Origin of the sequence: Bacillus sp. G1(2015b), assembly GCF_001482475.1 — a bacterium.
Lineage (GTDB): Bacteria > Bacillota > Bacilli > Bacillales > Bacillaceae > Bacillus > Bacillus safensis.
In genome coordinates this window covers 91,615-116,623 of record NZ_LKIC01000012.1, presented here as the reverse complement: position 1 = coordinate 116,623, position 25,009 = coordinate 91,615, and the positions used below count along the sequence as shown (strand labels likewise).

At 40.7% G+C, this 25,009-nt stretch carries 24 protein-coding genes; 22 read left to right on the top strand and 2 right to left on the bottom strand.

Annotated features, from left to right (window positions below; genetic code table 11):
• The first annotated feature begins 47 nt into the window (after nt 1-47).
• The 7 genes from AMR95_RS08585 (at nt 48) to AMR95_RS08555 (ending at nt 11,175) form a co-directional block, all read left to right on the top strand.
• The gene (locus AMR95_RS08585) at nt 48-287 is read left to right on the top strand and encodes an EsaB/YukD family protein (RefSeq protein ID WP_003213579.1); all 240 of its coding nucleotides are present in this window, start codon (nt 48-50) and stop codon (nt 285-287) included.
• 14 nt (nt 288-301) lie between these two features.
• Nucleotides 302-1,615, top strand: a complete 1,314-nt coding sequence (gene essB / locus AMR95_RS08580) for a type VII secretion protein EssB (RefSeq protein WP_058838088.1) — start codon at nt 302-304, stop codon at nt 1,613-1,615.
• Between the two features lie 51 nt (nt 1,616-1,666).
• A complete protein-coding gene (gene essC / locus AMR95_RS08575) occupies nt 1,667-6,142 on the top strand; it encodes a type VII secretion protein EssC (protein WP_058838087.1) in 4,476 nt (1,491 codons plus the stop codon).
• Nucleotides 6,139-9,024, top strand: a complete 2,886-nt coding sequence (esaA, locus tag AMR95_RS08570; RefSeq protein WP_058838086.1) for a type VII secretion protein EsaA — start codon at nt 6,139-6,141, stop codon at nt 9,022-9,024. The genes essC and esaA overlap by 4 nt, the downstream gene beginning before the upstream one ends.
• Nucleotides 9,014-9,499: a type VII secretion protein EssA gene (essA, locus tag AMR95_RS08565; protein ID WP_039181152.1), complete on the top strand. Its 486-nt coding sequence runs from the start codon at nt 9,014-9,016 to the stop codon at nt 9,497-9,499. Before esaA ends, essA begins: the two co-directional genes overlap by 11 nt.
• Before the next feature lie 99 nt (nt 9,500-9,598).
• Entirely contained in the window at nt 9,599-10,342 is a 744-nt protein-coding gene (locus AMR95_RS08560; protein ID WP_058838170.1) for a (S)-benzoin forming benzil reductase, read from the top strand.
• A gap of 299 nt (nt 10,343-10,641) precedes the next feature.
• On the top strand, nt 10,642-11,175 hold the full coding sequence (locus AMR95_RS08555; RefSeq protein WP_024423336.1) for an HD domain-containing protein: 534 nt from the start codon (nt 10,642-10,644) through the stop codon (nt 11,173-11,175).
• Here the strand turns inward: AMR95_RS08555 and AMR95_RS08550 are convergent.
• Nucleotides 11,172-12,659 (bottom strand): esterase/lipase family protein, encoded by a 1,488-nt coding sequence (locus tag AMR95_RS08550; protein WP_231746876.1) that lies wholly within the window; start codon nt 12,657-12,659, stop codon nt 11,172-11,174. The two genes, AMR95_RS08555 and AMR95_RS08550, sit on opposite strands and share 4 nt — an antisense overlap.
• Nucleotides 12,660-12,835: 176 nt before the next feature.
• Between AMR95_RS08550 and AMR95_RS08545 the strand changes: the two genes are divergently transcribed.
• The 9 genes from AMR95_RS08545 (at nt 12,836) to AMR95_RS08505 (ending at nt 19,213) form a co-directional block, all read left to right on the top strand.
• Nucleotides 12,836-13,072, top strand: coding sequence for a YuzF family protein (locus AMR95_RS08545; RefSeq protein ID WP_024423334.1), 237 nt, complete (start codon nt 12,836-12,838; stop codon nt 13,070-13,072).
• Between the two features lie 183 nt (nt 13,073-13,255).
• Nucleotides 13,256-14,359, top strand: coding sequence for an AI-2E family transporter (locus tag AMR95_RS08540; RefSeq protein ID WP_039181146.1), 1,104 nt, complete (start codon nt 13,256-13,258; stop codon nt 14,357-14,359).
• 66 nt (nt 14,360-14,425) lie between these two features.
• Nucleotides 14,426-14,647, top strand: a complete 222-nt coding sequence (locus AMR95_RS08535) for a spore germination protein (protein WP_003213446.1) — start codon at nt 14,426-14,428, stop codon at nt 14,645-14,647.
• Between the two features lie 98 nt (nt 14,648-14,745).
• The gene (locus AMR95_RS08530; protein WP_024425952.1) at nt 14,746-14,967 is read left to right on the top strand and encodes a spore germination protein; all 222 of its coding nucleotides are present in this window, start codon (nt 14,746-14,748) and stop codon (nt 14,965-14,967) included.
• Between the two features lie 96 nt (nt 14,968-15,063).
• Entirely contained in the window at nt 15,064-15,312 is a 249-nt protein-coding gene (locus AMR95_RS08525) for a YueH family protein (protein ID WP_058838084.1), read from the top strand.
• A 27-nt stretch (nt 15,313-15,339) separates the two neighbouring features.
• Nucleotides 15,340-15,747, top strand: a complete 408-nt coding sequence (locus tag AMR95_RS08520) for a YueI family protein (RefSeq protein WP_047203314.1) — start codon at nt 15,340-15,342, stop codon at nt 15,745-15,747.
• A gap of 60 nt (nt 15,748-15,807) precedes the next feature.
• Entirely contained in the window at nt 15,808-16,359 is a 552-nt protein-coding gene (locus tag AMR95_RS08515; protein WP_024425949.1) for a cysteine hydrolase family protein, read from the top strand.
• Between the two features lie 17 nt (nt 16,360-16,376).
• A complete protein-coding gene (locus AMR95_RS08510; RefSeq protein WP_024423327.1) occupies nt 16,377-17,849 on the top strand; it encodes a nicotinate phosphoribosyltransferase in 1,473 nt (490 codons plus the stop codon).
• A 137-nt stretch (nt 17,850-17,986) separates the two neighbouring features.
• Nucleotides 17,987-19,213 carry an EAL and HDOD domain-containing protein gene (locus AMR95_RS08505; RefSeq protein WP_047203313.1) on the top strand — a complete coding sequence of 409 codons (1,227 nt, stop codon included), beginning with the start codon at nt 17,987-17,989 and terminating at the stop codon, nt 19,211-19,213.
• A gap of 35 nt (nt 19,214-19,248) precedes the next feature.
• On the opposite strand, the gene AMR95_RS08500 is transcribed toward AMR95_RS08505, so the two are convergent.
• Nucleotides 19,249-19,605, bottom strand: a complete 357-nt coding sequence (locus tag AMR95_RS08500) for a hypothetical protein (RefSeq protein ID WP_058838083.1) — start codon at nt 19,603-19,605, stop codon at nt 19,249-19,251.
• Between the two features lie 505 nt (nt 19,606-20,110).
• Between AMR95_RS08500 and degQ the strand changes: the two genes are divergently transcribed.
• The 6 genes from degQ to AMR95_RS08470 all read left to right on the top strand — a co-directional run bounded on the left by degQ (nt 20,111) and on the right by AMR95_RS08470 (nt 24,917).
• Nucleotides 20,111-20,251, top strand: a complete 141-nt coding sequence (degQ, locus tag AMR95_RS08495) for a degradation enzyme regulation protein DegQ (RefSeq protein ID WP_003213123.1) — start codon at nt 20,111-20,113, stop codon at nt 20,249-20,251.
• A gap of 151 nt (nt 20,252-20,402) precedes the next feature.
• Nucleotides 20,403-21,326: a polyprenyl synthetase family protein gene (locus tag AMR95_RS08490; RefSeq protein ID WP_058838082.1), complete on the top strand. Its 924-nt coding sequence runs from the start codon at nt 20,403-20,405 to the stop codon at nt 21,324-21,326.
• Entirely contained in the window at nt 21,304-21,477 is a 174-nt protein-coding gene (gene comX / locus AMR95_RS08485) for a competence pheromone ComX (protein ID WP_058838081.1), read from the top strand. The genes AMR95_RS08490 and comX overlap by 23 nt, the downstream gene beginning before the upstream one ends.
• A 13-nt stretch (nt 21,478-21,490) precedes the next feature.
• The gene (locus tag AMR95_RS08480; protein WP_058838080.1) at nt 21,491-23,782 is read left to right on the top strand and encodes an ATP-binding protein; all 2,292 of its coding nucleotides are present in this window, start codon (nt 21,491-21,493) and stop codon (nt 23,780-23,782) included.
• Nucleotides 23,783-23,862: 80 nt separating this feature from the next.
• Nucleotides 23,863-24,504 (top strand): response regulator transcription factor, encoded by a 642-nt coding sequence (locus AMR95_RS08475; protein ID WP_024423322.1) that lies wholly within the window; start codon nt 23,863-23,865, stop codon nt 24,502-24,504.
• Nucleotides 24,505-24,527: 23 nt separating this feature from the next.
• Nucleotides 24,528-24,917: a hotdog fold thioesterase gene (locus tag AMR95_RS08470; RefSeq protein WP_047203310.1), complete on the top strand. Its 390-nt coding sequence runs from the start codon at nt 24,528-24,530 to the stop codon at nt 24,915-24,917.
• The last annotated feature ends 92 nt before the right edge of the window (nt 24,918-25,009 follow it).

Here is a 25,009-nt window from a genome sequence, read left to right as displayed (position 1 = left end):
CTGTCAATGGATGCCGGCGCTCTTTCTATTTTGTGAGGTGGAAATTTGTGTATATCGATATTACCATCGACTTAAAAAATTATGATGGCAGTGTGTTTGATTTGAGACTATCAAATTATTTACATATTAAACAAGTCATCCATATCGCCTGGCAGGCAAAACAAATCTCGCTTCCAAAGCGGGAAGGCGGATGGGTGCGAGTAGTCAATAAGAAAGCTGTGTTTTCAGGCGAATATAAGCTGTCAGACTGCGGGATTACCACAGGAGACAGGCTGGAAATACTATGAAAGGACTTTTGTAAATGGCAGATAAAAAGAGTTCCTATTTAGAAGAACAATTAGAAGCAGTCATGAAAAAAGAGGGAGGCACCTATACCTTTATTTTTCAAAAAGAGACAATTAAACTCTTAGACGGTTTAGAAGCGGCACCGATCAAAGACATCAACCCTTCATTTCAGAAAGAGATTCAATTAACTGAAGATGAGGTCATCATTTCTATTCAACCGCCTCCTGCCTATCAGGAATTTCGTTTCATCCATGCAAAGGATGAAAAAAGCAAATGGATTTTTTCGTACCAGCTTGTCGATGCAGTTCTTAAACACGACGTGAAACGGCTGCATCCTATTGTTTCTCCTGAAAACATTGTTTTTCATCAAGGCTTAGCTCCTGCATTTTTGCATTATGGAGTCAAAGAAAGCATCCCGCCATATGAAACTGATGAACATCGCTTGTTAAAAGAGGTCAAGGCCGTCGTTCTTCGAGTGGTTGACCATGAATATCAATTTCAAGAATATGTGGCTTACAATGAAACGTTGAAATTATCTGAGCTGGCAAAAGAAATTAGTGAAACGAAGTCGCTGGAAGAATTGTCAGCTTTGATTGAGCAAAAGATCAAAGCAATCGATACGAAAGAAAAAACGCTATTAACCATCCCTAAAAAGAAATGGAAGATTGAGCGATACATCGGACTAGGTCTGCTTGTTCTGCTAATCCCTGCATTGGTGTACACCATTTACACCTTCTTTTTTGCCATGCCAAAACAAGAAGCATACGTCGAGGCAAACAAATATTATCTCAACAAGCAGTACAGTCAAGTGGTGGATACGTTAGAGAAGTATCCAGCCAATAAAATGCCAGTCTCTCTTCAATATGAACTGGCCATTTCGTATGTACAAACGAATCAAGGCAGCCTCTTACTTGATCAGCATAAAAAAGAAATCACAGAAACGTACACATTACAGACAGATCCGCAATACTTCCTATTCTGGATTCATATTGGACAAGGCAATAGCAAGGAAGCACTTGATATTGCACGGGTGCTTGGAGACGACAGGTACATATTCACGGCACTCGTCGCCTACCGCAATGAAATTCAAAACGATGACAACCTTTCTGCTGAAGAAAAACAAAAACAGCTAGATCCAATCATTAAAGAAATGGCGAAATATGAAGAAAAAGAAACAACCGAGACAAACACAAGTGACTCCTCGGGCGCAAGCCAAACAGATGAAACAGCTGAACAAAAAGAGCAATCAAAAGCCGATCAAGAGAAAAAAGAGAAAGAATCTGAAGCGAAAAAGAAAACCTCTCAGACAAAAAAAGATGAGAAAAAATAATTCTTTCGATACAACTGACAGTTGGTACTGTCCGATGAGGAGGTGGAGCGTTTGAGTCTTCTTTGGGTTTTTTATGAGGAGGATTATCAAACCGTCCGTTTAGATGAGCAGTTCAATCGAGAAGCTCTGATTGGACCTGAAATAGAGCATACGGTGACAATCCCTTCACTTTCATTTGATGAAGGGACAATTCGTTTATCTCCTGATGAATCGAATGATGGTTTTACTATTTATCAGGGGAATGAGAAGAAAGGCAAATTACTTCCACATGAACCATATCAGCTTGGTTCACTCACATTTATTTTAATGGATGCACATCATGATCAGCATATTTATTACCTAGGAAATAGAGTTGAGCTATCTTTTTCACGTGATGAGAAAGATGAGGTCGATGTGTGGAAAGAACAAGCTCATTCCATGTTTCAAGATGCCAGCCAGTTCACTTTAGAGAAAATCGAAGGAACATGGTATGTCATGCCTCAGGACGAGACGATTTACGTGAACGGAAAGAAAATCAACGGTCCAGAGAAGGTTTATGCCGGAGATGAGCTGTTCTGGAACTTTCTGACGGTGACATTTATAGATGATGATTTATTACAGGTGACAGCTTACGAACCTTTTCAAACACGCTTGGAAAAAACAAGACCGCCAAGCACCGAAACAAAACAAAAATACCCTTCATACAGACGTACACCGCGTTTGATTTATGATTTACCAGATGACCGGGTATCCTTTAGCTTTCCTTCGCAGGAGAGTGAAAATAACAGCAGAGGTCTTTGGCTTGTTGTCCTTCCTCCGCTTGTCATGCTCCTTGTGATGGGGATTGTCGCCCTTATCCAGCCGCGCGGAATCTTTATTGTCGTGTCGATGGCGATGTTTATCATGACGTTAATTACATCGTCCGTTCAATACTTTAAAGAAAAATCACAGCGCAAAAGACGAGAAGAGAAGCGGCAGCGAGTCTATTCTCTTTATTTAGAAAATAAGCGGAAAGAGCTACAGGAGCTGTATGACCGCCAGCAATATATTTTGACGTATCATTATCCGTCATTTGAACAAATGAAGTATTTAACATCAGAAATCAGCGGCCGCATTTGGGAAAAGACGCTTGTGAGTGACGACTTCTTGCATCTGCGTCTTGGAACGGGCGCAGTTCCATCAAGCTATGAATTATCGATGAGCGGCGGCGATATGGCCAACCGGGATGTTGATGACTTAATGGAACAAACGCAACACATGCAAAAAGTATATCGTGAAGTGAAGAATGTCCCGATTACATTCGGTCTTGCGGATGGTCCAACAGGATTAATTGGGAAGCCTGCGATTGTGAAAAATGAGCTTCATCAGCTTGTCGGACAGCTTGCTTTCTCGCACAGCTATCATGATTTGAGATTTGTCTTTATCTTTCATGAGCAGGAGTATGAGAATTGGGAATGGATGAAATGGCTTCCACACTTCCAGCTGCCTCATACATATGGCAAAGGGTTTATTTACAACGAACAAACACGCGATCAGCTGTTGTCCTCAATCTATGAAATTTTACGTGAGCGTGATTTAGAAGAAGAAAAAGAGAAGAAAATCTTTACGCCTCATTTTGTGTTCATCGTGACAAATCATGAGCTCATTGCCGAGCATGTGATTTTAGAATACTTAGAAGGCAGCCGGACAGATCTTGGTATCTCCATCATCTTTGCAGCAGAAACAAAGGAAAGTTTAGCTGAAAATATTTCGACGCTTGTCCGTTATATTAACGAAGAAGAAGGGGATATTCTCATTCAGCACAAGAAGGCAGTAAGAATTCCGTTTCAGCTTGATACACATCAGCGCGGGGACAATGAACTGTTTGCCAGAACCCTGAGAACATTAGATCATCAAGTCGGTATGACCAATTCGATTCCTGAGACGGTCTCATTCCTTGATCTTTTCCATGCCAAACAGGTAGATGACATTGGCATTCGTGAAAAATGGCTGACTTCAGAAACGGCCAAATCATTATCAGTGCCAATCGGTTATAAAGGGAAAAACGACATTGTCGATCTGAACCTGCATGAAAAAGCACATGGCCCGCACGGACTATTGGCGGGAACAACGGGATCAGGGAAAAGTGAATTTTTACAGACGTATATTTTATCGCTCGCTGTACATTTTCACCCGCACGAAGTTGCTTTCCTGTTGATTGACTACAAAGGAGGCGGAATGGCGCAGCCGTTCCGAAATATTCCTCATTTACTTGGAACGATCACCAATATTGAAGGCAGCAAGAACTTTAGTGAAAGAGCGCTTGCCTCAATTAAAAGTGAATTGAAGAAAAGACAGCGGCTGTTTGATCAATATCATGTGAATCACATCAATGATTATACGAAGCTCTACAAGGAGAAAAAGGCTGAGCAGGCAATGCCTCACCTGTTCTTAATCTCTGATGAGTTTGCTGAATTAAAAAGTGAAGAGCCAGACTTTATTAGGGAGCTTGTCAGTGCTGCACGTATCGGCCGAAGCCTCGGGGTCCATCTGATCTTAGCTACCCAAAAGCCAGGCGGGGTCATTGATGACCAGATTTGGAGTAACTCTCGCTTTAAGGTTGCACTCAAAGTGCAAGATGCGTCAGACAGTAAGGAAATTTTGAAAAATAGTGATGCAGCGTCCATTACCGTCACAGGCCGCGGCTATTTACAAGTGGGCAATAATGAAATTTATGAATTGTTCCAATCAGCTTGGAGCGGTGCACCATATATGGAAGATGGCTACGGGTCAGAAGATGATATTGCCATTGTGACTGATACTGGTCTTATTCCGTTATCAGGAGTAAGCACAGAGCCAGCAGTGAAAAAAGAGACAGTGACGGAAATTTCTGCTGTTGTGGATGAAATTGAACGTATGCAGCAAGAGCTTGGAATTGAGAAGCTGCCAAGTCCATGGCTTCCACCGCTTGAAGAGCGGATTCCAAAAACACGGTATGCGTCGAGTGAAGAGCATGTCTTCCATTTTGCGCTTGTCGATGAACCAGATCAGCAAAGCCAGCATCCACTTTCTTATCAAATGATGGAAGATGGGAACATTGGCATCTTTGGTTCCTCCGGCTACGGCAAATCACTTGCTGCTACAACACTATTGATGAGCTTTGCGGAGAGGTATTCACCTGAAGAATGGCACGCATATATTTATGATTTCGGAAACGGAACATTGCTTCCGTTAGCAAAACTGCCACATACGGCGGATTATTTCTTAATGGATCAGATGAGAAAGATTCAAAAATCAATGAAGCGTCTGCGGGAAGAGGTTGAATATCGCAAGCGGTTATTCAGACAGCAAGAAATGAGTCATATCAAAATGTACAATGCCTTAAATGAGAAAAAGCTTCCGTTCATTTTTATCGTGATTGATAACTTTGACATTGTCAAAGACGAAATGCATGATCTCGAATCTGAATTTATTCAGCTGAGCCGTGACGGACAATCACTAGGTATATACTTCTTGATTACAGCTACTCGGGTAAATGCAGTGCGTCAATCGCTGATGAACAATCTGAAAACTAAGATTGTCCATTACTTAATGGATCAAGGAGAGGCGTACTCGATTATTGGCAGACCGAAATTCAGTTTAGAGCCGATCCCAGGACGAGTGATTATCAACAAAGAAGAGCTTTATTTTGCGCAAATGTTTCTGCCAGTTGAAGGAGAGAACGATCTCGAATTGTTTGAGCATCTGAAACAAGAGATACAGCTTCTTCATGACCGCTTTGAAGCAGCCGAAAAACCAAAGCCTGTGCCAATGCTTCCTGATAAGCTGACAGTTTGGGAGCTTGAGAGTCGTTTAGATGAACAAAAACCGCCTTATGACATTCCAGTCGGATTAGATGAGGAATCTGTGGCACCTGTTTATTTTGACTTGAAAAAGAATAAACATTGCCTCATCATCGGTCAAACGCAGCGTGGGAAAACAAATGTGACAAAACTGATGCTTGATCAGCTTTTAATGGCAAAGCCTGAAAAGCTGGCTGTTTTTGATTCAATTGATCGAGGTCTATCCCATTATGCAAAAGAAGAGAACATTGATTACCTTGAAACAAAGGATGATATCACCGAATGGGCAGAAGAAATGGACCGCTTATTCAAGGTGCGGGAAGAGATGTATGTCGAAGCTGTACGCCGAGGAGAGACCGATCAGCTGTCATTTCCTCAAATTGTGCTTGTGATTGATGGCATTACGCGTTTTCAGCAGGCGATCGATCCGCGTCTTCAAGATCAATTGGCTGATTTCATGAAGTCATATGCACACTTAGGCTTCAGCCTGATTGCATCAGGGAATCATACCGAGTTCAGTAAGGGTTATGATGCACTCACAAACGAAATCAAACAAGTTCGTCATGCCATGTTACTCATGAAAAAATCAGAGCAAAACATCATACCGCTTCCGTATGCAAGACAAGAACCAGACATTCAGCCAGGCTTCGGCTATTTGGTTGAAAACGGGAAAGAGAAGAAAATCCAGGTTCCTTTATGTGCGGTAGAAAGGAAGAGTGTTCAATGACAGAGCAGCAAAAAAGCTCCATCAAAATCATATCCACCATGATATTAATTCTTGTGCTGCCGGTTTTGTTTTTCCACCTGATTGGAGATGATCCGGCAAAGCAGAAGAAGAATGCCACACGAAATATTGCGGTGGTCAATGAGGATATGGGGGCGAGTGAAAGTGAAAACACGGCTCGTTTCGGACAGGATGTTGTGGCAGCATTGTCAGAGCGTCCTGATTATACATGGACTGTAGTGAATCGCAGTGCGGCGGAAAATGGACTGAAAAACAGAAAGTATGACGCTGTCCTCTATATTCCGTCTGACTTCTCTAAAAATGTGCTGAGCTATGATAAAGACCATCCGGAAAAGGCGTCCATTCAATTTTCGATTCAAGATCAGCTCAATGCAGTCAATAAAGAGAAAGTGCAAAGAGAGCTGGAAAATGCACAAAAGAAAATGAATGAACAGATGTCGACGTTATACTGGAGTTTTGTATCACAGGAAATTGGCAATGTGAGAGAAGAGTTTGAGCATATTGTCGGCAAAGAAGTCGAATTCCAAAACACGATGTACAACTTCTATAAACCGAACTCGAACAAACTATCAGATGCCGTACAGCAGCAGAAGAAACAAATAGAAGAATTAAAGAATGCAATGGCCGATTCACAGAAACAATATAAAGACGGCTTGAGTACAACAGAAGAAGCAAAGAACCAGTTAAAGGACTTTGTGAAAGTAGTCGATCAATACCAGCAGTATCAAGACAAACAAAAGGATCTCTTGATCAAAGCGCAATCAACAAGCCAAAAGCAAATCCAGCAAGGGCTCAAACAGCTCGCTGACATTCAAAACCAAAATGCCCGCAGCTTTAGTGATCAAATGGGTGGACTCAAAACAGACATCAACGGGGTACAAAGCCAGCTGAAAACAACTGACAGCGCCATCCAATCTGTTCAAAGGTCGAGAGAAGAGGCTATTCCTAAGCAATCAACGGGATTAACGGAACTTGTGAAGACGTCTCAGGAAGAACTGATTAAAAAGTATGAAGAGCGTTACTTAGAAGATTATCGAAATAAAATATCAGCCCTGCAGACAAAGCTATTAGCAAAAAGGCAAGAGTTAATGGACGAGTCGGAACCGCCAGTTGATTCTGATGATGACGGGCCATCAGACCAAGATAATGAAAACCCAGAAGAGATTGGGATTAACTTAGATGAAGAAACAAATGAACTCTCACAAATTTCAATAGAGATGAACGAACTTGCGGATCAATTAGGAGAACCGGAAACACCGCCTTCGACTGAAGATGGGGAACAAGGTGAAAGCGGTGAAAATCCTGCTCAGCCAGATACCAGCAGTAAGAATTCATCGCAGGATGACCTAAAAGCACTCTCAACTCGCTTAGATGAAGTGAAAAAGAAAATTCAAGAAAAAGCTGCTGCTCATAATGACGAATTGAAAGATAAAGTGAGTCAATTGAGTAAAGAGCTTAAATATCTTTCTAAGAAAATAGATGAACTTGAAAAGATCATAGATCGATATAATGTGATTCCGAATGAAATCAAAAATCAGGAATCGGCTATTTTAAGCAAAGTGAAATATCTGAAGCAAAAAAACTCACCGATTGGTGATGTCTTAGATGATGATCTTTTTAAGAAGAAGTTTGAAGTAAAGTCAATAGACACTAAGAAATTAATGGAGTATTCCAATCAACTCTCCCAACTAGAAAAGATGCTTAGTGATTTATACGAACCAACAAATAACTCTTCTCTATATGACGCAAAAGAAGAGAAAATCCAATCCATCCTCTCCATCAAAAAAGAAGAAACAGAAAACTGGGATAAGCTCAAAAACCAGATGCTGACATCAAACGATGATGTGTCTACTTTTATTGATGAGATGCAGAAGTTCTCAGATGGTTATGCGGAGTACATCACGACTCAGCAGGCAAGTATGGAACAGGAATTACAGACAATTGCTGAAAGTGCGGACAATGTAGCTGAGCAAATGGCTGATCAAGGAGATGCGGTATATACAGCAGACCTTGCAGGCAGTTCAATTGTTGTCAGTGCACAGGATTCAATTGGTCAGGAAGTGCTTCGTCTTTCTGAAAATATGAGTTCGTTAACCGACCGCCAAAAAGGGGTGGCGGATTATACGAATAACATTGAAGAGAGTGTCACAACAGTACAAGAAAAAGCAGATACGCTGAATGAAAACTGGAGCAAGAATGTCGACTCTACAAAACTTGTTCAGCAAGATTTAAAAGGTATTTTAGGAAATACATTAAGTGATCAAGGCAACAGCAACTATGTGTATAACCATTTAGCCAATCCGCTGAAAATCAGCGGCGATGTGCCGGAAGAAAAAACGCAGACTGTACCGCCGGTCGTCATTTTGGTCATTGTGATGATCAGCAGTTTGTTAATTGGCTTTTTCAGCTCGTATTATGCGTCAGCTCCGATGCTGGTCAAAGGTGCACTGTTTGGCATCTTAAATCTATTAGTCGGACTCATGATCAGCTTGTTTGGACTGAACATTTACAAGCTTGCAGATGATCAAGCCATTCAATGGTCGATCTTCACCATTTTGTTATTAGTGGCGTGCTCTGCCTTTATTCGCACGGCCTTCCTTTTCGGTTCCATTGCCGGATGGATGGCAGCAACGGCGCTTATTTTCTTCTTTGTCGCACCATTAATTGATTTGGTGATGCCGAATTTCCACTTTACCAATCCAGTGACAGACGTGTACCTGTCGATCCAATATGGAAATGGAGACACCTTTGGAATGGGCGTCACAGGGTTAGTGATTTTAACTGTCCTTTTCATGGTCGTACCGCTTGTGAAAAAGCTATGGAAAGATAAAACAGAGGAACGTGATGTGACTCATGAAGCTTAATCTATTCGTGAAAGGGGCGGCACTCGCTGCCGTTTCCCTTTTTCTCCTCATCCCTGCCGCTTTTGCTGCTGGTGAAGATACGGATACGAATGTCAAGCCGAATGAATATCAGGAAAAGGAGCTCAATATTAACTCGAGTATATTGAGGGATCAAACGAAATATGAACAAAGTAAAACAACGTCAAAGGTCAAAACAGACATTCATTTTGCTGAACCGCCTAAAGCCCCGGGTGGATCTCTTTCTCCGCAGCTTTTCAGTGATCTAAAAGAGAACCCACCCAAAACACCAGCTCACATGATGAAAGAGATGAATATCTCTTTTAGTGATTCGGCTGTATCAGCACCTTCTGAGGATGAACATGAGAAGCAGACATCAGCACTGCTCCCGATTATCTTTGGTTTCTTGATAGCCCTTGGTCTCGTCGTGATGATTATCCTGATTCCAAAGGTGAATGCGAAGGCTGAAAAGAAATAGTCTGTCTCTTTTAAAAGAGGCAGGCTTTTCTTTATGCAGATTGCTTGATGTCCCACCGTTTCACTACGTAAAATAGTGATATCAAGGGAGGAGATTGTCATTCGAATTTCAATCGTTACAGGCGGATCAAAAGGTTTTGGCCTAGCACTTGTGAACAGGCTGCTTTCACGCGGGGATCATGTGTACACAGCAGCAAGAAGTGCATCGCCGATATCCCATCCAAAGCTCACACATACTCAGGTCGATCTGACGGATGAAGAAGCAGCGGCCAAATGGCTTCAACATAGTCTCATGCCGCAAACTCTGGCAGATGCTGATGACATCTTATTCGTCAATAACGCAGGAATGGTTACACCTATCAAACGCGTTGGACAAGGCGGACAGGATACGCTTCATCAGCATTACAAGTTGAATCTTGTCATTCCTGTTTTGCTGAGCCATGTGTTTGCCAAACAGACTCAATCTTTTAACGGGAAGAAAACGATCGTTCATCTCTCTTCTGGAGCGGCGAAAAACCCATACAAAGGCTGGAGTGCGTATTGCAGTTCAAAGGCAGGACTCGATATGTTTATGAGGACTTTTCATGAGGAACAGCAGGACGAGGCGCATCCGATCAACACGTTTTCCTTTTCACCTGGCACGATCGATACAGATATGCAGGGGGAAATTCGGAAGTCATCAAAACAAGACTTTGAACAAATAGACCGTTTTCAGCAATTATATGAAACAGGCACACTGAAGAGTCCAGATGAAGTCGCAGGGATTTTGCTCGATCTTTTAGGAGATGATCCAGCTGGCGGATGTGTCTACGATGCACGTGAGTATGTGAAAAAACAGTCATAACGACTGCTGCAGCGTAAAGACAAACCCTCGCATTCGGTGTCAGGCCTGCGTGCTAGTGCTCACGAATGTCAAATTCGCTCCGCGCCAGTACTCGGCCTTCCTAGACTTCAAGGGTTTTCATATCACGCTGAAAAGAAGAAAAAAAGCAGTCATAACGACTGCTTTTTTCGTATTGTACAAGCAAAAACAGCTTATTTGACATAAGCTATTTTGGAGACTCATAGAAAATATAACAGAATATTTGAGTTTCTTTTCAGAATATGTTAGGATGCTAAAAATATAGATAAGGAGGGGTTTCCATGAGGAAGGTTACATTAATGGATGTTTACACCCATCCAGTCGCTCAAAAATATTTAAATCGTTCAGGTAAAGCCCATGCGATTGCTTGTGCTTATCACGCATTCAAACTGGCGGTGCAGGCTGGGATTAATCCAGATCTCGCTGTGAAAGCAGCCCTCTTGCATGACATCGGCCACTATGAATGGTATACAGCTGGCGGAGAATGGGATTACGAGACATATAGACGGAATGATATTCATGCCATTAAAGGCGCGGAGCGTGCTCACAAACTGCTCATACGCCTCGGTGAGGAACCAAAGGCAGCCAAAGATATTGCGCTTGCAATTTTGCTTCATACGGATTCATATTTGCCAGAGGGCGACCTTCATAAGGACACACTCCAGCAAATCGTTAAGAAAGCAGATGAAATGGATGAAGAGCCTGGCGGGCATCACCATTACAGACAAATAGACGAATCACTTGCAATGAAAAAAATCACGGAATTGGATCAGAAAGTGCAACAGGCACTTCAGCCCATGAAACGCTCTGTTTAGTATGGAATGTCACCATGAATATTTCCATGCTGATCGACATACAATGTGCGAATAACGGTACGGTTAAATGCTGATGTACCTGATGCAGTGAGTCCAGTGTAATGAACCGTGACAGAATAAGCACCTTCTTTTTTCAATTGAACAGCTGATGAAGCAGTTGTTTTGAGAGGATGATCTTTTTGGGCATCCTTAAAGTAAAAGGTTTCTACTTTCTTGCTTAATCGTTTAATCAGACCGCTTGAATGGGTTGATGCATCATCCCCTGATTGCGCTGCTTCTGCTTTGATTTCTTCATTTAATGGTGAATCAAAGGATACGAGCAGCAAATAAGGAGTCATTTTTTCTGAATTTGATCGAATTGTCCATTTTCCAGGAACGGGTTTATTGATTTGCACATGGTGCGAAAATGCGCCTTCATATGGGAAAGATGCTTCCGATGTCTTCAGATTTGTTAAGACGTCTCCATTTGGGGCGATGATTTCCGGCCACGCCTCCTGCCTTTCATTTAACCACTGAATCGATAAGCCATTCGTTCCTTCCTCTACATAGAACGCTTCTGTTTTATCCTTTTCACTTTCTCCGCCTTTCACATAAACATCTGTATTCAGCTCAGTAGAGTTCGGGCTCTCTATATTTTCACTTCCAGTGCTTGCGGCATTTGCCAGCAGCTGATGCTGGAACACAGGGAACATGCTTGTGCCGTTTTTAATGGAGTTGTGATCCCATTTCCCTGTTAAAATATTGTTTGCATATGATAGTCTTGTGCTGCTTACCGTGACGGCGCCATCGTTTGCACCAAAGCTCTTTAAATACATGCCGCCTAAGTACAGCACCCCGCCAAATGTGCCCCATTCCGATCCCGAATAAGTGATGTATTTTTGAGGAAACTTCTCCAGCTTGTCGGTTTCACTTCGAAAAGCCGCCATGAGCCCCGTTTGCAAAGAATAGAGCGCATCGCTTTTTTGTCCAAGAATTTCCGCGAGCCAGCTTCCGCCCTTGCTATACGCTAAATCTGCCAGCGGCGTCCCGTAATGAGGGGAGCCAAGTGTGATGACCTTCTCTACATATGGATGGGCATTGTGATACACGAGTGCGGACTGTGTATCCACCCCGCCTTTACTATGACCAATCACAATGAGTTTTCGACCGAACACATCATAGATTTCTTTTAGCTTTTCTGCTAATAGTTTGCCATTCTTTTTCGTATCCTGATCTGGATACAAATCTATGAATGCGCTTTCGTATCCGTTCAGAACAGCTTGCTTTGCCATGTCGTTTCGGTCGAACCATGTGGAGGAGGAGCTGTTAATGCCGTGAACAAAAACAAGTGGCGGTTTTGACTCGTCTTTTTGAACTGGCGCTTCTCCTTTAAACCACTTCCCCGGTGTCCCAGGTTCATCTCCAATTGATCCTGCATACGCATAACTTGCAAAGGAAAAAAAGAGCATGACAGCAGCGAGACAGATGAGTTTTTTCAAGATCATTCACCTCTTCAAATGATTTAAGTTGTTGGCAGCACCAATCTATTATACTTCCAAAAGATGTAAAATAACATAAAATGTTAAAATATGGTATTTATGTTGTGGGTTTGCCCTGAGTGACATTCACATGGGTCATTGCATACGCTGTGGGTAAATACACAAGTAAAGGGGCAGGTAGGATGGCACAACAAGGAAGTCCACAGCTTGTTTCATTAGTTGATCCATATGTTTATCAAACATTGCAGAAAGTAATCGGTATGAGATTAATTGTTCAAACAGTGAAAGATACGGTGCGTGGAAAATTGAAAGAAGTCATGCCGGATCATATTGTCATTGAGGCAGGGGCAAAATCAGTTTTTTATGTGCGGATCCAGCAAATTGTATCGGTGATGCCTGATCACAGTGAAAGAGTGTAACAAGCAGACGCAAAGGTGTCTGCTTTTTTCATGCTTACAGAATGTATATCTGGAAAAAGTGCATGATATACCAATTGTTCTTTTTTTTACAAAAAATAAGGTTCTAAAACAAGAAGCAGTTGACAGAAGGTGGGTTGAATAGTAGTTTTTTAATAAGATCAATACGTAACAGGAGGAGCATCTTTGTTAAAATCTAAAGTTCATTTTTGGACATTCCAAATATTACTTGTTTTACTCATTGTTTATGTATCAACAAAGGTTTCGTTTTTATTTCAGCCGATTATTTTATTTGCTTCAACCTTGTTTGTTCCCATCTTACTGGCTGGAATTCTCTTTTTCATCTTTAATCCAATTGTTCGATTTTTGTCCAAGAAAATTCCTAGGACACTGGCTATCCTGATCATTTATCTTTTGTTCATCGGACTCATCACGTTTATTGTGAATGCTGCGGGACCGATTATTGTCACGCAGGTCGGTGGACTTGTCAAAAGCTTCCCTGGTTATGTGACGGATATGCAGAAATTTATGAATGACTTCTCGCATTCTAAAACATTTACTTGGATGATGAATCAAGATTATGTCTCCGTCTCGAAGTTTGAACAGACAATTGTTTCGACATTAAAAGATTTGCCGGAAAATATTGCTTCAAGTATGTCTGCTGTGTTTGGTGTGATTGCCAATATTGCTTTAGCTGTGATCACAGTTCCGTTCATTTTGTTTTATATGTTGAAAGACGGACATAAGTTTCCGGACAAGCTCGTTCAATTTTTGCCAATGCCTTACCGTAAAGAAGGATTGAAAATCTTTAAAGAATTAAACGATACGCTTGCGGCTTACATACAAGGGCAGATTGTCGTCTGTTTATTTGTTGGAGTGGCTTGTTTTATCGGGTACTTATTAATTGGTGTGAAATATGCGCTCATTCTCGGTATTATCATTGCGGTCACGAATGTGATTCCTTACCTTGGGCCATATCTTGGCGCGGCACCAGCTGTGCTTATTGCGTTTCTTGATTCGCCTGGAAAAGCGGTGGTGACAGTCATTGTCATTCTTGTCGTTCAGCAAGTTGATGGAAATGTCATTTCTCCATTGATCATTGGGAAACGCCTCAACACACATCCTTTGACCATTATCCTTTTATTAATTGGGGCAGGAAGCTTTGGCGGGATCCTTGGCATGATCTTTGCGGTTCCTGTTTATGCACTGCTCAAAGCCATCACCTTGAATATTGTCAGATTGGTGCAGCTGCGTCAGCGATCTCGTAAGGAACAGCATTTAAACGTCTAGGACAGATGCACACCTTTTCCCTTTTTGCATAAGATGATTGAGATAAGCAGATAGGGGGAGATTCTGATGCCTGCAATCGTTGGACCTATTCATATCGAGTCATTAGGAGGAAACGGTGCAGCTACTTTCGGTGATGTCCTGGCCATTGCCCCTTTGGCTGTAGACCACTCTACTGGCGGAGCGGGAGCCTTTAATTCAGGTGATTATATGTCACTTACAAGTGATCCGAATGCCACAATGCTTTGGGACTTCACATTGTTTGGCCAGCCTCAATCATTTAACGCATAGAAAGACAGCTGATGATTACAGATCAGCTGTCTTTTTTATTTTTCATACACGTATTTTTGAGCTGGGCATATGATGTGGGGAGAAAAGGTGGTGGAAAGATGCCAGCGATTGTTGGACCTATTCATATTGACCGTGTGATTGGAAATGGTTCTGCACATTTCGGTGATGTTTTTGCCATTTCGCCAAAAAGTGTCGATCACTCCGCCGGTGGTTCAGGTACCTATAATGCAGGGGACTTTGTCCAATTTTTTAGCAGTCCAAACGTTACGTTTATGTGGGATATAGACCTGATCAGCCAGCAAAAGAGCTTTAATGCGTAGCCAGCTTTGAAAGGGAATTCCTTTTCAGAAGCTGTCTTTTTTTATGGTACAATGGATATGGATGTAAGAAGAAAAAAGAGGTGTGAATAGAGTCAAATGAAAATTAGAAAAGCACACATCACAAGCGGACAACCAAAGACCTACAATGTATATTTACATGAAAATAAAAAAGAATATAAAACGCTTGTTGCCGTACCTGACATTGAATGGAGTATTTCCATTGCGTATGAGGACGAAAAAGAGCAGCTCATCCATACGCTTGAACAATCCTTAATGGAAAGAGTAGAAACAGATGAAGCACGTGACCTCGCACTCAAGGTTGTGCACTGGGTCACAGAAATGTAAATTTAGAAACCAGGAGTGAACACAGCGATGAAAGAAGAATCCGTAGACTTTTATTTGCAGCAAGGGATATTTGGACATGCTGAAACAAAACCAGATGAACGAAGAATGTTTCTCGGTTCATTAAGGGAACGAGCGCTTCTCGCCCTGACAAAGGGACAGGTATCAAGAAATAAACCGTATCATGAGGTCGAACAAATATTGAAGACCAATCGCCAGGCCACAGTTCTTTTAAATGGTGAATTGTCCTATGCCTCCTATTCTCAATATGTCAAAATGGCAAATGCCGCTGGATGTTCGTTTAAAGTGGTGAATCATCATGAAGCGCACTCTCCATTTGGTCTTGTCATAGAGATGCCAAGTGCGGTCAATCAAGAGCACATCTATCTAAAAGATGAGCTGTTTCAAAAAGCTTTTTCTCATGAATCTGTTGAATAGGTTTCCCTAGTGAAATGAATAAGCTATAATGATTCAAAAGAGCATATGGGAGAGATGCGGATGGGCAAAGCGTTGATTTGTATTGATTATACAGTTGATTTTGTTGCAGACGATGGAAAACTGACATGCGGAAAGCCTGGACAGGCGATTGAGTCTAAGATCACAGAGATCACTTCTTCATTTATTGATGAAGGCCACTTTGTCGTCTTTGCTGTCGATCATCATGAAGAAGAGGACCCTTATCATCCAGAGACAAAGTTATTTCCGCCCCATAATATTCGCGGAACAGAGGGTATTGAACTTTATGGACAACTAAGTTCACTATTTCACACGTCAAAACATTTAAAACATGTCTACTATATGGAAAAAACAAGATACTCTGCTTTTGCAGGCACTCAATTAGAAATGAAACTGCGCGAGCGCGGCATCACGGAACTTCACTTAGCCGGCGTATGTACCGATATTTGTGTACTTCATACAGCTGTTGATGCGTACAATAAAGGCTTTGAACTTGTGATTCACCAAAATGCTGTGGCGAGTTTTAATGAAGCGGGGCACGAGTGGGCACTTTCTCACTTTGAGCAGTCGCTTGGTGCGAAAGTGGTTAAGTAAGGGAAGGAGAATGGAAGTTGGAGCATCGGTTTAATGACGACAGTTTATCACTACATACAGATCTTTATCAAATTAACATGGCAGAAACGTATTGGAGAGACGGCATACATGAGAAGAAGGCAGTCTTTGAACTCTTCTTTAGAAAGCTTCCATTTGACAATGGCTTCGCTGTATTTGCTGGCTTAGAAAAAGCGATTGAATATTTATCGGACTTTTCCTTCACTGAAAGCGATCTCGCGTATTTAAAAGATGAACTTGGTTATAAAAGCGATTTCATTGACTATTTAAGCGGATTGTCCTTTACAGGTACACTTCATTCAATGCGAGAAGGGGAAATTGTCTTTGCGAATGAACCGATTATGCGCATCGAGGCAACGCTTGTTGAAGCTCAGTTAATCGAAACGGCATTGCTCAATATCGTGAATTTCCAGACGCTGATTGCAACAAAAGCAGCTCGGATTAAAGGAATCATTGAAGATGAGACAGCATTAGAATTCGGAACAAGACGGGCACATGAAATGGATGCGGCGATGTGGGGAGCAAGAGCGGCACTCATCGGCGGCTTCCAGGCAACAAGTAATGTTCGTGCTGGGAAACGCTTTAACATCCCTGTATCAGGAACACATGCTCACGCACTTGTACAAGCATACCGCGATGAATATACAGCATTTAAAAAATATGCTGAAACACATACAGACTGTGTCTTTTTAGTCGATACGTATGATACTGTCAGATCAGGTATTCCGAATGCGATTAAGGTAGCGAAAGAATTTGGAGACAAAATCAACTTCATTGGTGTCAGACTTGATAGCGGGGACCTTGCATACTTGTCTAAAAAAGCTAGAACAATGCTGGATGAAGCAGGATTCCATGATGCAAAAGTCATTGCATCAAGCGATCTTGATGAACACACCATTATGAATTTAAAAGCACAGGGCGCCAAAATTGATGTGTGGGGTGTTGGGACAAAACTGATCACAGCATTCGATCAGCCAGCTCTCGGTGCAGTGTATAAGCTGGTGTCCATTGAAGAAAACGGTAAAATGAATGATACCATCAAAATTTCATCCAACCCAGAGAAAGTGACAACACCAGGCCGTAAACGGGTGTACCGCATTATTAATCAATTGAACCATCATTCTGAAGGTGACTACATTGCACTTGAAGAGGAAGATGTTCATAGTGAGGATAAACTAAAAATGTTCCATCCCGTGCATACATTTATTAGTAAATTCGTGACAAACTTTGTGGCGAAAGATCTTCACGTCCCGATTTTTGAACAAGGTAAACTTGTCTATGACAATCCGGATATTCAAACAATTCAGGCCTATGTGCAGGACAGTCTTGGACTCTTCTGGGAGGAATATAAACGAATCAGCAAACCAGAAGAATATCCAGTCGATTTGAGTCAAAAATGCTGGGATAATAAAATGCAGTTTATCCATGATGTGAAAAATAAAATCAAAAAAGAGCTTTATGAAAGCGAATGATTAGAAGAAAGGGAGATCATCAAGCCAGATGGTCTCTTTTTTTTATTTTGACCGATTGAAAATGAACTAAAAGCGCAATCATTTGGTATACTGAAAGCACATCTTGTTTGTCATGGCATAAAGGAGGATTGGAGCAGTTGAGGGTGTTTGTTGCGAGACAGCCTATTTTTAATAGAAAAGAACAAGTCGTATCATATGAGCTGCTTTATAGAGATAGTGAAACCAATACATATAGCGCTGAAGACGGTGATCAAGCGACAACGGACCTCATTATCAACAGTTTTCTAAATATCGGCATCGAAACACTGACAGAAGGAAAACGATGCTACATTAATTTCACCGAAAGCTTGCTTTCATCTGATCTGCTCACCTATTTTGATCCGCATCAGCTTGTGATCGAGATATTAGAAAATGTACCGATTACCCCGGCACTTATTATGAGATGTAAGCAGTTAAAAAAATGGGGATATACGATTGCACTCGATGATTTCTTCCTAAACGGAACACATTATAGTGACAAGCTGCTTGAGGAACTCCTCTATTGCATTGATATTTTAAAAATTGACTTTCTGAAAACGACAACGCAAGAACGAAGAGCTATTCTGAATACGTATAAAAAGTATCGCCTTCGATTTCTAGCAGAAAAAGTAGAAACGAGAAGAGAATATGAAGAAGCGCTAGAAGCAGGTTTCCACCTGTTTCAAGGGTATTTCTTTAGTGAGCCGCATGTGATATCAGGACGAGCATTATCGACCAGCTTCCATGCGTACCATCAGCTTTTAAATGAGTTAAGCAAGGACCAGCCGAATATCCAGACCGTGACCCATTTTATTGAAAGTGACCTTTCGCTATCATATCAATTATTAAAAATGCTGAATTCAGGCGGCATGAGACGTCTATATCAAATTAAGAGTATCCGGCAGGCGATTATCCTGCTTGGGTTTAATGAAATTCGGCGCTGGATCTTTATCCTTTCGTTTAAAGAACTGAATGTCCAAGCTAACTCAAGCCAAAAAGAAATTATCAAAATGTCATTCATTCGTGCCAAAACGTGTGAACTGATTGCCTATCGGACTGAACGGGAGCACCCTGCCTCTTATATGCTGACAGGCATGTTTTCTCTCATTGATACACTTGTCAGGGCAGATATTACAGAACTTGTGAAGGAGTTGCCACTTTCTGATGAAGTTGGCGAGGCACTACTTGGCTATGAAAATGATTATTCTTTTGTGCTAGGTGTGGCCAAACGTATTGAACGAAATGAATGGGATGATGAAATGTTCGATGGAAATCTCCCGAAACAGGAAGCCTATGGCTGTTATATAGAAGCCATTGAATGGTGCCATAAAATGTTTGAATCTTAAGAAAAGCCGCTCGCGTGAGAGCGGCTTTTTCTTTGTCATGCCCACTGTAAAAGAAGGAAAAGTCTGCTGGAGGCAAGAGACAAGTAGATTCGAATGCCTTCTGGACTAAAGCGGATATCAATGCCGCTTTTCACCCCGATTTGCTTCAGCATTCGGATGACACTTGTCGAATCAGAGCGCTCAGCAGCCTCCATGATGCGCTGTGCAAACGGAAGAGAGCTGGAAATTTGCTGCGTGATGAGTGAAGCATCAGCAACGAGACGGGCTGATTCCTTTGCGGCTCGTTGAAATGAGTGGGCATCAACTGGAGGAAAAGTCATTGGCGTGCGCGTCGGGTATGCGCTGCACATTGCGGGAACCTGCAAAGCAGGATAAGGTACATAGTAAAACACATGGTCACCTCTTCTCTCATTGGCGTGAAATTGGACGGATATCTGTTCTAAATGTATGTAGAAAATCAGAATAAAGAATCAAAATGATCTTTCTATCTTTGTAATTCCAGCGTAAAAATAGGTACTTTTGCGGTCAATTTCGGTGAATGTCGCCAAAAAATTGCGGTGTCCACAATAGCGTCTGTCGTCTGACCTATGACACGCAAAACCGAAGATATATAGGGGATCGTACGTTCTGTTGGGAGGAAAGTGTGACGAATGATGCCTATTCCTGTCGCAAAAATGACGCAATTCCCTTGAAATTGAGATAAAAGTATGATTTGAAAAGTCAGAAAATGATGAAAAAAGACCTATTGAATTTTGCGGTATCGCGCACACGTTTTGTGCATACTTTTCGGTGAAAAAATACTCAATTACATTTACACTGTTAGTAACAGATCAAATACTTATGACCCAATCACCATACACAAATACATTGATCTTCCAAAAAAGGAGAGTGGAATCGATGGAAAAGTATGAAATCGAAGAACTTAAACAATTATTATGGAAACTTGAAAACGAAATCAGAGAAACAACGGCTTCTCTTCATAACATTAACAAAAGCATTGATCAATACGACAAATATGAATATGTGAAAATTTCTTAAAGACTTGATAATCATCAAGTCTTTTTTTTATCCAAATACATACAAAAAAAGGATATATTATTATATAATTGTTAAATAGCGATGTCAGTGGACATTTGCTTATGTCTTTTTAGTAAAATAAAAGACGAAAGGGTGAGGTACAAGATCGAGTATGCTAAACTATCTAGAGAATACAAAAATCAAGCAGAATATGTCTGATTTTATTCAACATGCAGTCAGGCAGAATGATTTACAAAAGCTGCTTCTGAAATTTACTGATATAAAGAATGAATTCCCTTTTGGACAATTAGCTTACCAGCATTATGAGGCATTTGGCGGTCAAGACAAGCAAGCGATTACAAAACTGGCAGCAGGGATTGAACTTCTCATCTTATCAGCCGATATATTAGATGATATTGAAGATCAGGACAATGATTCGTATCCTTGGATGAAATGTCAGAGCGGAATTGCGATTAATGCGGCGAATGTTCTTTTTGTATTGAGCTTTGAAGTCTTTTCAAAGCTTGATCATGCACCGGAGCTTTTAAACAGTGTATACTCCTATTCCTTTCAGTCAATGCAAGGACAGTATTTGGATATGACACTGGAGCCGGAGAATGAGCAGGATTGTTTAAATATCATGAAGTTAAAGGCAGGATCACTGTTTGTGTTACCCTGTATGTTAGGGGTTATCTTGGCAACAGGTTCATTTGAAAAAAATGTAGAAGAATATGCTTATTATCTAGGCATGGCAGAGCAACTTGAAAATGACTATGTGGCTCTTTTTAATAAAAAGAATATTGATTTTAAAAGAATGCAAACATTACCGCTAGTATATTTAAAAAATGAATTTAATCCATCCAGTTCAGACTTGCTCAGTTATTATCAATCAGAGGATAAGAGCATCGGCTCTGAAGAATTAAAGGATAAATTAAAAGAATCTGGTGTTCAACAATATGTATTTATTATGAGAAACCTTCTCAGAAATAAGTTTAAAGAAGCATTCAAAATACTACATTTAGAGGCTTCTAAAAAGGAAAAGCTAATACTCTTTTTAATTGGAGATGGAGAAGATGAACATTCAGAAACTAGTTAGTTATCTAGTGGAGAATCCTTTGGCATTAAAGCAAGTTGCAAATGGAAATGCATCGTTACTTCACGTTGATCAAGTGACTGCAAGCATTATTGTTGAAGGTTTTCAAAAAGAAGACACCATTAGATCAAAAAAATGGAGAGATGCTGGGTGAGTATAGAGGGTCTATGCAAAAATTTTACTCGAAATTAACTTTTATTTTACTGATCCTTAGCTTCATTTATGTGATTTATATTTCCTACATCAATGTGTTTAATATTTTTGTAGGAGCAGTCGTTTCGGTGAATAGTGACGGACAACTTGAAATAGAGGATGTTGTAGATTTTACAGACAGCTATTATGCTGGTGTGAGAAAAGGCGATATCATCCTTGAAGTGAACGGTAATAAAGAACCAACCAAAGAAGTAAGACGAGGTTATTTAGCGAATGTCAAGAGCTTAGTTGTTGATAGACATGGTGATGAAATTGAAATAGAGAATGTAAGCTTATTAAGTCAAGAAAATCTGTTTATTTATTTAATACCTATCATTTTTTATTCGATTTGTTTATTCTGTATATTTATGATTTTAAAAATCAATAAATCTAGGAAAAAAGAGTCTGCATACATTCTTGCTCTCTTTTTGCTAGCTGTTGCTGTAGCCTATGTAAGTTCTGGCGGCTCTGGTAAAGGGGAATATATTAGCGGTTTTATCGTCATTTCTACGATGACTTGTGTACCGCCGTTGTATATGCACTTTATGTATCAATATATAAAGGAATTAGGAACGGAAATTATTAGTTGGCGTGTACTTCTTTGTTTGTATGCCGTCCCTTTTATAAATATTGTATTAGAAATTCTGTTTAAAAATATGGTTTTAGCTGCTTTTAACTTACTTTCATTCTTTGCACTTGCATTTATTACGATTATTATCACTTTAAGGGCTGCTAAAAAGTTGAAAGGGACTGAAATCGGAAATGTCCTTAGTGCCTTTGCACTTATTTTGATCTCATCATTCAGTCCATTTATGCTATTTTTTATTATTCCTTATTTGTTTCATAAATATTTTATTTCACCTTATATCCTTGCATCGTTCGCTCTATTGATTCCGTTTTTCTTAGTCTATCAATTTATGACAAATAAATTATATAATGTTGATTTCTTCTTGGGGAGAATCAAATATTATAGTCTTTTAGCCATCACACCTACTATAGTGGTAGTCGTTATCTTTGATTTCATTCAGAAGCCAAGTGCTAACTTTTATACAATGAAATTTACGATTATCACGTATATTCTTATGCTCACTGTCTTCTATTTTAAAGAAATCATCGACTTCCGTTTTCGTCTGAAGCGTTTTTCAGAGAAGCATAATTACCAAGATAGCGTGTTTAAATTCACGCAGCTCATTCGTGAGGCGTCATCACTTCACCAAGTGTTCTATCAGTTAAAATACACCATTTTAGAAGTACTTGTTGTGAACAAAGCCTTTGTGCTTGAAGTGAAGGCAGATGGACAGGTTGAAGAGATTGATGAATCGACAGAGGACAGTAAGCTATGGAAAAGGTATGTAGACCAATTTCAAGAATTATTAGGTGAAGTTGGAAAAATCATTGCGCTTGATAAAGGATTCATGATGAAAATTGGTGAGCGGGGCGGTCACTCTTTTGTGATTTGCTGTTTATCTAATTTACGGACACCAAAATTGTCTCGTGATGAGATTTCTTGGCTGAAAACATTGGCCTTTTATACAAGTGTCAGTTTAGAAAATGTCGTCAAGATCGAAGAATTGATGGAGCATCTTGACGATTTGAAACAGCGCGAGGCCAATCCTGCCTGGCTGAAGAAAATCATGTTTGCTATGGAAGAAAAGCAGCGTTCAGATTTAGCGAGAGATCTTCATGATTCCGTGCTGCAGGACTTGATATCACTAAAAAGGCAGTCGGAAATGTTTTTAACGAATTTCCAAAATAACCAATGCCCGACATCTATTGAAAATTCGCTTATCTCATGGAATGATCAAATGTCCAAAGTGATTCAAACGACGAGAGAAACGTGTCATGAGCTTCGGCCTCAGCTGCTGTATGATTTAGGTTTAGTAAAGGCGATATCGAAGCTGACTTCTCAAATTCAGGAGGAAGCGCCGTTTCATATTAGGCTGAATACGACACGCTTTGATAAAGAATTGGACATTGATATTGATTCACAGCTGAATATTTACCGAATTGTTCAGGAGCTGTTATCCAACGCCCTGAAGCACTCTAAAGCCACTCAAGTGTTAGTGATGCTGATTTGTATTAAAGATCAGGTTGTTCTTCACTATGAGGATGATGGAGTCGGTTTTGATGCAAGTCATCTTGATCAGCACACAATGAGCATGGGGCTTTCGGGAATTAGAGAACGAGTGAAAGCGTTAAATGGAAAGCTTCAAATTCACACAGCACCGAAAAAAGGGCTCAAGGTGAAAATTGAAATGGAATTGTAACCATTTATTAAGGATTAAGACTTGGCATCAGCCAAGTCTTTTATATAAAATGGAAGTGAGTGATTTAAAGGGAGGAAGACATGAAGAAGATATTGGTCATTGATGATCATCCGGCTGTCATGGAAGGGACAAAAAGCATATTAGAATCAGACCAGCAGCTATCAGTCGATTGTTTAAGTCCTGATGCAGAAGCCGCCTTTTTAAAGACGCATGACTTTTCCATCTATGATGTGATTTTAATGGATTTAAATCTCGGGGATATCAATGGAATGGACATTGCGAAACAAATTTTAGAAACCAACCATCAAGTTAAAATTATCATTTATACAGGGTATGAAGTAGATGATTATTTTGAAGAGGCTATTCGGGCTGGATTACACGGTGCAATTAGTAAAACAGAGACGAAAGACAAAATTATTGAATACATACACCGGACATTGCAAGGAGAAGTTGTCATTCAGCTGTCCTATTTAAAGAAATTGATTTCACAGCAGCAAGAAAAGCCAGAACAAGCGCAGCAGACTGACCACGATCTCTTAACGGAACGGGAGTGTTTGATCCTTAGAGAAGTGGAAAAAGGATACACGAACCAGGAGATTGCCGATGTGCTTCATTTGAGCAAACGGTCAATTGAGTACAGTTTGACATCCATCTTTAATAAGCTGAATGTTGGATCTCGTACAGAAGCGGTGTTAATTGCCAAGTCTGAAAGTGTGCTGTAAACGTGTGAAGGGAGAGGGCCTTAATGAATGTGAGCGGATCAAATACACTGCTTGAGGCACTAGGCATTGAGATTGTAGAGTGCAATGAATCACGATGCGTTGCAACAATGCCAGTCGATCACAGAACAAAACAGCCATTTGGACTGCTGCATGGAGGAGCATCTGCTGCTCTAGCAGAAACAGTGGCGAGCATGGGGGCTGCGGCTCATTTAGACTTAACGCAGCAAGTTTGCTCAGGTATTGAAATTAATGCCAATCATTTAAAATCTGTACGCGATGGAGTTGTGACAGCGACAGCTGTTCCTGTGCATATAGGACGGCGTACAATGGTATTTCAAATCGATATAAAAGATGATCGAGACCGGCACATCTGTACGTCCAGATGCACACTTGCTGTCATTGATCGCATATAAAAAAGCTCCCGGTGCAGCGGAAGCTTTTTTTATATGCACGTTGAGCGATAAAAAAAGAATGGCCCAACATATCAGGCCATTCTTTTTTCGCT